This is a genomic window from Synechocystis sp. FACHB-383, assembly GCF_014698605.1.
In the GTDB taxonomy this organism is placed as follows: domain Bacteria; phylum Cyanobacteriota; class Cyanobacteriia; order Cyanobacteriales; family Microcystaceae; genus Synechocystis; species Synechocystis salina.
This window is the reverse complement of sequence record NZ_JACJTJ010000061.1, coordinates 1-10,305: the sequence shown is the minus strand read 5'-3', so window position 1 is coordinate 10,305 and position 10,305 is coordinate 1. Positions and strand designations below refer to the sequence as shown.

The following is a 10,305-nucleotide window of genomic DNA, read 5'->3' as shown; positions in this document are numbered from 1 at the left end:
ACCAAGGAAGCCAATTTACATCCAAAGACTTCACTCAAGTTCTAGTTCAAGCTGAGGTTAAAATTAGCATGGATGGAAGGGGGAGATGTTTCGATAATATTTTTATTGAAAGATTATGGCTTTCCCTTAAATATGAGCTAATTTATATCTATGAGTTTGAAGATGGACAACATTTAAGTCAGGAGGTCAAAAATTGGATTAATTGGTATAATGAGGAGAGATTCCATCAAGCTCTAGACTATAAGACACCCTGTTTTGTTTATCAACAAAGCCTAAGTACATTACTTGTCGTATAGTCTTTTGATTGATTCCTGATTTTCAGAGCTTTGCTCCCTGCATTTCTGGCCTGACATTTGGGATCCACCTCAGAGCCATGATGAGAGCTAGGGCTTCCACCCTCTGGGGCTTTTTCACAAAGACACTACTAGTGAAAAAAAGTGGGTCTTTGAGGAAACGGAAACCTCGCTCTACCCGTTGTTGCTGTTTATATTCCTCGAGAAGTTTCTGGGGAGGCCATTCCTGGGTATCAAGCTGATTAGTAGCCAAAATGAAACGGCTCGATTGCTGAGTCAGTTGGGTCTCAACATCGGGCTTCCGTTCCAAGCGTGCCCGGATGCGATACCCCTCCACTGCCATGGCTGATTTCTGTCCCCGGGGTTGTCCCGGCGCTCTTGGACTACGGACAGTTTGGAGACTCGTCTGAACCAACTGGTGATATTCCAGGGACTCTGTGAATTGGAGAAGGGCTTCATAGGCATCGGGCTGACAGGCAAAAACGGTTCCTTGAAGCCTTTTAAGTTCTTTTTTGAGGCTTTTCTCGGATTTATGTAGTTCTTTTTCCCACAGGGCTCGATTGTCTTTGCGATTGGCACTCTCAATCAATAACCAGCGTTGTTCGTGTCCTCCATAGGTCTGTCGGCTCTCCCATATCTGATAGTCGGGCAGATTACACTCGACCGGAGTCCACTCCTCCCTTGAACCCTGAATCAGCTTTTTGACAATTCCAATGGTTTGGGGCACCCGTGATAGCCATTTCCACTGGCATACTTTCTCTAGGTTGGACTGGCTATAGAAGGCGGCATCCATCACAAACAGCCTATCCATTTCCCACTGCTCCTGAAATTCCTGCACAATCTGGCCAAATGCTGGACCATCACTCTGGTTGCCACTAGCTACTTTTAGCCACAGGGGTACTCCTCCATCACGACTGCACACCAGATTGACTATGTACTGTTTCAGGTCTGGTCTGTGGTCTCGCGAGTAGCCTCGACAAATTTCGATGGCGTTAACGTCCTCCCCTTCTCTGCTATATTCCCCCTGCACTGACAGGGAACTTGAATCCAGATGACATTGCTCTGTGCTCACCTTGAATCGCTCTACTGCCTGTAGGGCTGCTCTCATAAAGAACATTGTTACCCCAAATTTGTACAGGGCATCTAGCACCCTGCCCAGGCGGTCGTCGTTCAGGTGCTTGGCTTCTATTCCCTCCCCCAGCAGATGCCCCACTGGTTTATTCTCAAAGAATTCGCTGAACAGATACAGCGGTGCACTCACAAATCCAAAGCTGTTCAAAATCATTGCTTTGACCACTTGTCCGCTGCTCAAACGGTTTTGGTGATGACCCTGCACTAATTCGTCTGTCAACTCTACTAACCCCAGCTCGTCTATCACTCCGGCTATCAGACCTAGGTGGTCTAGACTTTCTACCTGTAATTCGAACTCCATCTTCATTACCTCTACTCAATCCTACTTCTAATTATTATTTATTTTTCTCTACCTGCGGAATGTAGGCTAAATATCTTTCACTGTCCCCCTCCCCAAAACGGTAGGAGACCCTGGCAATTTCGAGGCGTTGCTTATCCCGTTTGGCGATCGCCTGCTCAATTTGGAAAGCCCGGGCCAATTCCTCCAGTTTGAGGATTTCCACCGTCACCTGTTCCCGGAGTTTTTGCTGTAATTCCGCCTTATTGCGTTGTAGTTCGGCAATTTTGATTTGAATATCCCCAATGGCGATCGCCCGTTGTTGCTGAGAGTCATTGCCAGCGTATTGTGACCAGTTGAATAAAGAACCCAAGCCCTGGCCCAGGAAAGCGGCTGCTACATTCCCAAGGATGAGGCGGAAGGGATTATTCACCGGTGCTTCCACCCCATTGCTGACGGGCCCAGGGTGGAATAGAGAAAGACCTGGAGGAAGGGAGAAAAATTAGAGATGGCAATGGAGTCCAGATTTTTTTGTCTGGCCTCCTCCACAGCGGCGATGCTCTCATCTATTTTTTGCTGGAGGTCTGCCAAGAGGCGGGAGCGTTGCACAGCGGTATTTTGCAGTTGGTTAATGCAGTCTTCCGTGGTGACGGAGCAGGGTAGTTCCCCCAACATTTGTGACCAAACATCCTCACTGATTTTGTTGTCCACCAGCTCGTCCAGCTCTGGGGCCAGGAAAGGATTAGATTGCCCTTGGGGATCTTCCGTTAATTCCGGTGGTTCGTTGTCTTCCGGTTCCCGCAGTTCCGGTTCTTCAATTTCGGTACTAGGGGTTTGGGCTAGCAGTGTCGAGGTAAAGGGTAACGGCCAGCTTCCCGTCGGTTTGGCGGTCAAACTTAATGCGGCGAATAGTGCCAGAGTAAGGGCTTTTGACTTGCACGATGCCATTTAACTTTTCCTCCACAGCGGATAATTGCTCCCGGAGCTGGGCTAATTTGAACTCCCGGTCTAATTTCTGATTGGCCACATTGATGGCCACCTGATTTTCTTCCTCGGCTCGGCGGGAAATGGTAATGCGGTGGTTATATTCCATCAATTCCCGTTGTTCCTTGGCGGCTCGGAGCCTGGACTGGGCCTGTTCTAGTTCCCCACGGGCAATACTGACTTTTGATTGCAAATCAGTTAACTCCTTGCGGCGATCGCCTTCAACTTGGTTATATTCCGCCGAAAAAAACTTATATTCTGCCTCCTTCCCTTCTAGTACAGTCCTGACCTGGCGGAGCTTTTCCGTTTCGTGGGTCAACATCTCCGGGGGCAAACCCTTCAAACCATTGACCGCATCTAGCTTGCGTTGTTGTAACTCAAAGGCACGGTGGGCCGCTTCCACATCCGCCAGGGAACGTTCCACCTTAGCCTTGGCGGAAATGAAAGGGTCGGCTTCGATCGCCGTGGCCAGATTGCGTTGGGCTTGGGATAGTTTAATTTCCGCTAATTGGATAGCGGTTTCTTCCACGGTGTAGGAAATGGGAGGCAGTTCCCGCAAAGCTGGGGCCGGTTGTAGGGCAGGAACTAACTGACCTTCCACATTGGCGATCGCCAGGAGTCTTTCCCGTTTATCCCGGTTTAGTCGGTTCCGTTCTGCTTCTTTATCCGATAGAACTTGTCCCCTAGTAACGGGATCTCCTTCCCTAACCTTGAGTTCGCTTGGGTCATTCAGGGACAGATTAATTTTGAGACGATTGGGGGTGGTTATTGCCGTTTGACTGCTTTGATTACTAGGGGTTTGGGCATTGATACCGCCAAAGACAGCGGTTCCCAGGATGAGGGTCAAAAAGATTAATCGCCAATTCATAGTGGCCCTCCCCGTCGTTGGTAATAGGGGGTGACGGCAACTTTATGGGATTCCTTGCCAAAGCGTACTAAGGATTCCAGGGGATTCAGGTTGGCGATCGCCTCTTCGGAAAACCTGAATGTACGGGCAGTTAGGGGTAACTCGGAAGAATCAACCGGCAACACCAGCTTAGTAAACGTATTGGTCAGCACATCCTTGGAAATATGCCGAGAAGACTGGGAAGCCACCCACAAACCCAGCCCATATTTCCTGCCATCCGCCGCAATCCGATCCAGGGCTTTGGAATGCCCTAACTCTTTAGCTTCATCAATGAACAAAACCGTTTTTGGGGTAGCGATTCTATGTTCCCCGCTTAACCGATGGTCATTCATCAACTGTTGCCCCAACGCATCCCCGGCGATCGCCTTCAGGGTTTGAGAGTTTCGTTTCGTGTAATCATTAGTTAACTGCTAAACCAAGAGAAATAACTTATGGCTAAAGATCAAAACACTATTAGTTGCCCTGAATGCAAAGCACAGATTAATATTAATGATATTCTTTATCATCAGATTCATGAGCAGGTTCATAAAACATATCAGGATGAGCGTCGCAAAGAAAAAGATGAACTCTTATCAAAGCTGGAAGAAATTGAAAAACAGAAAAGAGAATTAGCATCTGAGAAAGAGCGCCAAGAAGATTTCATAGCAAATAAACTAAGAGACGAAAAACGAAAGCTTATAACAGAATTGACACAAAAAATTCAAAATAAAGTTACTGAAGAACAAAAAGATGCAATTGATACCCTGCGAGCAGAGCTTGATGAAAAATCATCTCAGATCAAAGAGTTAAACAGAGTGACTGTTCAACTTGAAGCATTGAAACGCGAAAAATCAGAGTTAGAAGAAAAGTATGAAGCAGAAGCGGAACGAAAAATAACTGAGCGCGTATCAAATGCTCGAGAAGAAATCAAGCGAAAAGAGGAAGCTAAAAATGAGCTCAAATTGAAAGAGCTTCAAAAAAAGCTTGAAGATCAGAAAAAGCTCACGGAAGAAATGAAACGGAAGCAGGAGCAGGGATCTATGCAAACTCAGGGTGAAGTGCAAGAACTCGCTATTGAAGAATGGCTGGCTGAAAAATTTCCGCTGGACACCATATATGAAATTAAAAAGGGTGAGCGTGGTGCAGATTGCTTGCAAATTGTTCACACGAGAATACGTCAAAATTGTGGTTCAATTTATTACGAAAGTAAACGTACTAAAGAATTCGGAAGTGGCTGGATTGAGAAATTCAAACAAGACATTCAAGAACGGAATGCTAATATTGGTGTTCTTGTTACGGAGGTAATGCCTTCTGATATGGATAGGTTGGGCTTGAAAGATGGAGTATGGATATGTTCATTTGAAGAATTTAAAGGTCTATGTACCGTACTTCGAGAATCTCTTATTCAAATTAGTACTGCTATCGTCACTCAAGAAAACAAAGGGGACAAAATGGAAATGCTCTACGATTATCTGACCAGCAATGAATTCAAGCTACAGATTGAGTCTATTGTCGAAGGCTTCACTCAGATGAAGACTGATCTTGAGGCTGAGCAACGCTCAATGCGTACCATCTGGAAGAAGCGAGAGAAGCAAATTGAAAAGGTTCTTATGAACACAACTGCAATGTACGGATCAATTCGTGGCATAGCAGGTAGTGCAATTGGTGCTATTTCTGCGCTTGAACTTCCGGACGAAAAATCAGAAATTTTGCTGGAAGACCACAGCTAATCGGCATTCTGCTACTTCTATCCCTTCATGCCTTCCCCAGAGGTGACCAGCACCGACCGAGCGGAATAGAGGGAATGGAGCAGACCATCCATTTCCGGTTGTCGATAACAGTTGTTCCCCTGGGGCTGGACAGATTCCAGATCCTCTAGGCCGCTAATTGGCCCTGATTCTTCTGGTAACTCTTCGCCTTGGTAATCCATTCCGAAGCCACCACTAGAGGGTTCTGGGACTTTGGGGCGATCGCCACCTTGGACTGTTCCACCTGGGCCAATAAATCCTGGGGTAAATGTTGGGGATTTTTCAGCATTTCAGCGGTTAGTAAATTCTGGGCAATGAGAATACCCGCCGCTTGATTTTGGGCGGCCCGGATCAGCTCAGCATGACCCAGTTCCTCATCCCCTTCTAGGGCATCAAAATTAATTGCTTCCCCATACTGTTCTAGTTCCCCTTCATCCCTGACCATGGCCAATTGACCGGGTTTGGGATAGTCGGCCATTCTGCCCCCATCACTTATCCAGCGGTGGAGGTTATCAAGTTCAGCCATTTGTTCACTGGACAAACTGAACAAATCATCAACTTTGTCCAACGAATAGCCAAGATATTTCAGCCGATTAAACACCGTTGAACGGGCCACTCCGTAGGACTTTTCCAGTTGTTGTACAACGTCACCTTTGGACTTTCCAGCGATGGACATTTTCTTAATCTCCCAAAAAAAAATTGTGGAACTTGTCGTTTAGGGGATTCTATATGACAATTTTTTTCTGTCAAGTCCAACGCTGTCCAACGCTGGACTTAAATTTGTCCAACGTAAAGCAGTAAAAATCCAGCGGCGATCCGCCGGACAAATTGCCCTTTTCCATTGGACAAAATCTTGTTTTCGCTGGACAAACGCTGTAAATGTCTAGTGATTTGTCTAACGCTCTTATTACACAAACTGGACAATTCTTCCTTTGTCTTTGGACTGTCCAACGCATCCAGTATTAGTTGTCGGACATGCTCTCCTTGTTTATGGGTGGGCCACTCACTGGGGTTAAATTCCATAGTGAACTCCTTAAAATTAATAATTTATATTGTCCAATAGCTAAAGAAAAATAACCACAAAGATTAGAAAATTTAACTTTCTTTAAAGCTTTACTGATTTGTCCATTAATGCTCTGGCAACTCTGTTTAATTGCTGAGTTGATTGTTGGGGATGCTGTTTAAATAGGCTCTAAAATGTAACGATATTTACCAATGTCAGTAGGGAGTTTTAGCCAAGGGAATAGACCCCAATAACTTTTACTAGGGGTTTCAAGGTTGGCGATCTTTCCCAAATTTTGACCAATGTGGAGGTTAGCTTTTTTCTGTTTCTGGTGCCATGGTTGATCTCCTGCAAAGGAAGTTCTTCACCGTGGCCCTTATCTACATTGGTGCTTTATCAACTAAAAAGAAATGGATTAAAGACGGGAACCCCTGATTTTTCAAAGTCCCCTACATTTCGGGTCACAACGCACAAATCATGGACAACGGCGATCGCCGCAATAAATAAATCCGGTTGACTGAAGGTGTAGTTCTGCTTTCTTCCCTTTTCCACTAGCCATCGCCACTGCAAAATTACATCTTCATCTACCCCCAAAAGGCGATCTCCAAACCAGGGGCGTAAAACCTGATCTAGCCATTGGTTTAATTCCTGGCGAAATACCTCGTCTTCAGTCCTTTCTATGCCAAAACGGATTTCCGCCATCGTGATGGTGCTGAGATAAAAAGAGGTGGGAGATTGGCTATCGGTCCAGGCTTTCACTGCTGGATGACAATTCTTCTTACGAAGTTCTGAAATTACGTTGGTATCTAATAGCCAACCCTTCATAGCTCCACTTCTCGAACAGGACTTTGAACACTGGACTGCTCAAAATCTAGGCGATTTAAGGGAGATTGGGAAAGAAAATCATGAATATTGGGTTGTGCCATCAACGGCAAAAGTTTGGCAAATTGATCGGCGGCAAGAATCACTACGGCATCTTTACCCCGCACTGTGACAAGCTGGGGATTTTCTGCCTGGGCTAAGCGTACCAGTTCGCTAAAACGGGCTTTGGCATCTTCCAATTTCCAAGTTTGCAGGGTATCTAGACTTTGGGGGGCGGAATTATCGGATGGGACAGTAAACGAGGCCATATTCTTATCTGACTATATCTAGTCAGATTCTAGCCTAAAATTCTTGGCATTCGTATTTGTTGGCAGCTCCCCAACTGGCGATAAGTAGTAGTAAGCTCTTGTTCTTGAAAATGGGAAATTGTCGGGGACAAGAATATAGTACAAATTACACCCTTGAGAATCGTCTGCAATCCTCACATTTAACTTTTCAGGTTAACTACATAATTTTCTTCAGCAAAGCCCCATATCAGACGATTTAGGACATGGTGGTAGTTTTCAGAATTTATCAACTGAGAATAATTAGCAATAATTTGTGTTGAGCGATGGAGAGTTGGAAAAATTCCACGATAGAATTAGGCTTGTGGGAGCTATTCAATATTTTCACCGAATGATTGAATGAAAATTAACCGTCAGGGGCAGGCAAAAGTACTTACAGAGCAGGAACTGCACAACCTGTTCACCATTGGCTTGCTCACTCCCCGCGATCGCCTTTTATTTGGGATCTGTCTCTATACTGGTTGTCGCATTGGGGAAGCCTGTTCCCTCGCTTGGGCTGATGTCACCGCTGATGCCATGACTTTCCGCATTGAAAAAACCAAAACTAAATCCAGTCGGACTGTAGCAATTACCCCAGCGTTGCAAGCTTTGTTTGATCAGTACCGGCAAGGCCAACAATGCTTTAGGTTTCCATCCTCCTATGTATTTCGGGGTAAACGGGTGGGGTCACACCTTCATCCTTCCATGGCCCATAAAATATTGAAGGCCGCCACTGACAGGATTGGAGTTAGGGGAGTATCTACCCATTCTTTTCGCCGGACGGCGTTAACCATGATGTGTAGAAAGGGTATTAATTTGCGAGTTATTCAGAAGATTAGTGGTCACAAGAATTTGAATGTTCTGTCCCATTATCTGGAGGTTTCTGAACAGGAGAAGGAGCAAGCTTTATCTAAAATTTCATTTTAAAATTGATTGATAGGACAACGACTTCGTAAGTATTAATCTTGAACAAACTACCCTTTCTTTTTATATGACAACTTCTCCTACAAATTTAGATTCTTTACCTATTCCCCCCGGTAACTTTGGCTTACCATGGTTAGGAGAAACCCTCGATTTTCTTAATGATGGGGACTTCAGTAAAAAGCGGCAACAGCAATTTGGGCCAATTTTTAAAACCCGTTTATTTGGTAAAAATGTCATTTTTGTTTCTGGGGCATTAGCAAACCGCTTTTTATTCACCAAGGAACAGGAAACTTTTCAAGCAACTTGGCCTCTCAGCACCAGAATTTTGCTAGGGCCTAATGCGTTAGCGACTCAAATGGGGGAAATACATCGCTCACGCCGTAAAATTCTATACCAAGCTTTTTTGCCCAGGGCATTGAACGGTTATTTACCGAAAATGGATGGCATTATTCAGGGATATTTGGAGCAATGGGGAAAAGCCGATGAGGTGATTTGGTATCCCCAATTAAGACGAATGACTTTCGATGTGGCGGCAACGTTATTTATGGGGGAAGGAGCAAGCCAAAATCCTCATTTGTTTCCTTGGTTTGAAACCTATATTCAAGGACTATTTAGTCTACCAATTCCTTTGCCTAATACCCTATTTGGTAAATCCCAAAGAGCGAGGGCTTTGTTATTGGCCGAGCTTGAACGAATCATCAAAACTCGACAACAGCAACCCCCCAAGGAAGAAGATGCGTTGGGCATGTTATTAGCCGCCCGAGATGATAATAATCAACCGTTATCTTTACCGGAGCTGAAGGATCAAATTTTGTTGCTGTTGTTTGCGGGGCATGAAACTCTAACCTCGGCATTATCTTCTTTTTGTCTATTGTTAGGACAGCATTCCGACATTCGGGAAAAGGTAAGACAGGAACAAAATAAATTGCAATTAGGGCAAGAACTGACAGCAGAAACTCTTAAAAAAATGCCCTATTTAGATCAAGTGTTGCAGGAAGTATTACGGTTAATCCCTCCTGTGGGCGGTGGTTTTCGAGAATTAATCCAAGGCTGTCAATTTCAGGGTTTTCATTTTCCCAAGGGCTGGTTAGTTTCTTATCAAATTAGCCAAACCCACGCCGATCCTGATTTATATCCTAATCCAGAAAAGTTTGATCCAGAACGGTTTGCCCCTGATGGTAGTACGATTCTCAATCCCCCCTTTGCCCATGTTCCCTTTGGGGGTGGCTTACGGGAATGTTTAGGTAAGGAATTTGCTCGGCTGGAAATGAAGTTATTTGCCACCCGATTAATCCAGCAATTTAATTGGACATTATTACCGAGACAAAATTTAGAGCTGGTTGTTACTCCCAGTCCCCGACCTAAGGATAATTTACGAGTAAAGCTACATTCACTAAAATAATTCTAGGGAAACAATCAAATTAAAATTTGACCGTTGTAACTCTGCAAAAATAACCCGCTCATTTTGATCCATATTGGCTATAATTTCTCGGCTACAGTAAATTTAATTTATTGCTGGAACTAACAGTTACATTCAAACAAAAAGTTACGGTTATTAATGCTAGGGGTAGAGTGATTAATAGGTATAGCAAAGATTGCTAAAGTTAGGACATAATATAGGGAAAGAGTTAGGAACCTACATTCCGCACGTAGTACACCTTCGTCTGAAATCGAGTACGACGGCAAGCCTATTTCGGGGTTTGCCTCTTGACTCCCAGTCAATCAATACTAGAAAACTACGCTATCTGTAGTGTTTTCCCGAAAATTTAGTAACTATTGGTAGAGCCTGCGGAATGTAGGCTAGGAAAAAAGCGATGCCAGCCCCCTACAGTATAGATCTAAGAGAGAAAGCGGTAAGTGCAGTAGAAAAAGGAGAGAAGAAAAGCCATGTCTGCCGAACACTGAACATTAGTC

14 protein-coding genes and 1 pseudogene are annotated in these 10,305 nt (G+C 44.7%); 5 read left to right on the top strand and 10 right to left on the bottom strand.

What is annotated here, in order from left to right; genetic code table 11:
* A partial coding sequence (locus H6G45_RS18360; RefSeq protein ID WP_190599830.1) for an integrase core domain-containing protein occupies nucleotides 1-296 on the top strand: 296 nt, incomplete at its 5' end.
* 22 nt (nucleotides 297-318) lie between these two features.
* Here H6G45_RS18360 and H6G45_RS18355 read toward each other — a convergent pair.
* The 5 genes from H6G45_RS18355 to H6G45_RS18340 are packed head-to-tail and all read right to left on the bottom strand — an operon-like array spanning nucleotide 319 to nucleotide 3,924.
* Nucleotides 319-1,725: an IS1634 family transposase gene (locus tag H6G45_RS18355; RefSeq protein ID WP_190599829.1), complete on the bottom strand. Its 1,407-nt coding sequence runs from the start codon at nucleotides 1,723-1,725 to the stop codon at nucleotides 319-321.
* A gap of 34 nt (nucleotides 1,726-1,759) precedes the next feature.
* Nucleotides 1,760-2,134, bottom strand: a complete 375-nt coding sequence (locus H6G45_RS19685; RefSeq protein WP_242018247.1) for a hypothetical protein — start codon at nucleotides 2,132-2,134, stop codon at nucleotides 1,760-1,762.
* Nucleotides 2,131-2,595 carry a hypothetical protein gene (locus H6G45_RS19680; RefSeq protein WP_242018246.1) on the bottom strand — a complete coding sequence of 155 codons (465 nt, stop codon included), beginning with the start codon at nucleotides 2,593-2,595 and terminating at the stop codon, nucleotides 2,131-2,133. Before H6G45_RS19680 ends, H6G45_RS19685 begins: the two co-directional genes overlap by 4 nt.
* Entirely contained in the window at nucleotides 2,528-3,553 is a 1,026-nt protein-coding gene (locus H6G45_RS18345; RefSeq protein WP_190599828.1) for a hypothetical protein, read from the bottom strand. The genes H6G45_RS19680 and H6G45_RS18345 overlap by 68 nt, the downstream gene beginning before the upstream one ends.
* A complete protein-coding gene (locus tag H6G45_RS18340) occupies nucleotides 3,550-3,924 on the bottom strand; it encodes a type IV secretory system conjugative DNA transfer family protein (protein WP_242018245.1) in 375 nt (124 codons plus the stop codon). Before H6G45_RS18340 ends, H6G45_RS18345 begins: the two co-directional genes overlap by 4 nt.
* A gap of 99 nt (nucleotides 3,925-4,023) precedes the next feature.
* On the opposite strand from H6G45_RS18340, the gene H6G45_RS18335 reads away from it, so the two are divergent.
* Nucleotides 4,024-5,301, top strand: coding sequence for a DUF2130 domain-containing protein (locus H6G45_RS18335; RefSeq protein WP_190599827.1), 1,278 nt, complete (start codon nucleotides 4,024-4,026; stop codon nucleotides 5,299-5,301).
* Between the two features lie 17 nt (nucleotides 5,302-5,318).
* On the opposite strand, the gene H6G45_RS18330 is transcribed toward H6G45_RS18335, so the two are convergent.
* From H6G45_RS18330 to H6G45_RS18310, 5 genes are all read right to left on the bottom strand, one after another.
* Nucleotides 5,319-5,501 carry a hypothetical protein gene (locus tag H6G45_RS18330; protein ID WP_190599831.1) on the bottom strand — a complete coding sequence of 61 codons (183 nt, stop codon included), beginning with the start codon at nucleotides 5,499-5,501 and terminating at the stop codon, nucleotides 5,319-5,321.
* Nucleotides 5,447-5,995 carry a hypothetical protein gene (locus H6G45_RS18325; protein ID WP_190599826.1) on the bottom strand — a complete coding sequence of 183 codons (549 nt, stop codon included), beginning with the start codon at nucleotides 5,993-5,995 and terminating at the stop codon, nucleotides 5,447-5,449. The genes H6G45_RS18330 and H6G45_RS18325 overlap by 55 nt, the downstream gene beginning before the upstream one ends.
* A 98-nt stretch (nucleotides 5,996-6,093) precedes the next feature.
* On the bottom strand, nucleotides 6,094-6,342 hold the full coding sequence (locus tag H6G45_RS18320; RefSeq protein ID WP_190599825.1) for a hypothetical protein: 249 nt from the start codon (nucleotides 6,340-6,342) through the stop codon (nucleotides 6,094-6,096).
* Between the two features lie 376 nt (nucleotides 6,343-6,718).
* Nucleotides 6,719-7,147: a type II toxin-antitoxin system VapC family toxin gene (locus H6G45_RS18315; RefSeq protein ID WP_190599824.1), complete on the bottom strand. Its 429-nt coding sequence runs from the start codon at nucleotides 7,145-7,147 to the stop codon at nucleotides 6,719-6,721.
* On the bottom strand, nucleotides 7,144-7,452 hold the full coding sequence (locus H6G45_RS18310) for a type II toxin-antitoxin system prevent-host-death family antitoxin (RefSeq protein WP_190599823.1): 309 nt from the start codon (nucleotides 7,450-7,452) through the stop codon (nucleotides 7,144-7,146). Before H6G45_RS18310 ends, H6G45_RS18315 begins: the two co-directional genes overlap by 4 nt.
* 375 nt (nucleotides 7,453-7,827) lie before the next feature.
* Here H6G45_RS18310 and H6G45_RS18305 point away from each other — a divergent pair, with 375 nt between their 5' ends.
* The 3 genes and pseudogenes from H6G45_RS18305 to H6G45_RS19675 all read left to right on the top strand — a co-directional run.
* Nucleotides 7,828-8,394, top strand: a complete 567-nt coding sequence (locus H6G45_RS18305) for a site-specific integrase (RefSeq protein ID WP_190599822.1) — start codon at nucleotides 7,828-7,830, stop codon at nucleotides 8,392-8,394.
* Between the two features lie 64 nt (nucleotides 8,395-8,458).
* Nucleotides 8,459-9,793 (top strand): cytochrome P450, encoded by a 1,335-nt coding sequence (locus tag H6G45_RS18300; protein WP_190599821.1) that lies wholly within the window; start codon nucleotides 8,459-8,461, stop codon nucleotides 9,791-9,793.
* Between the two features lie 412 nt (nucleotides 9,794-10,205).
* Nucleotides 10,206-10,305, top strand: a pseudogene (locus H6G45_RS19675) (IS630 family transposase); the annotation flags it as partial.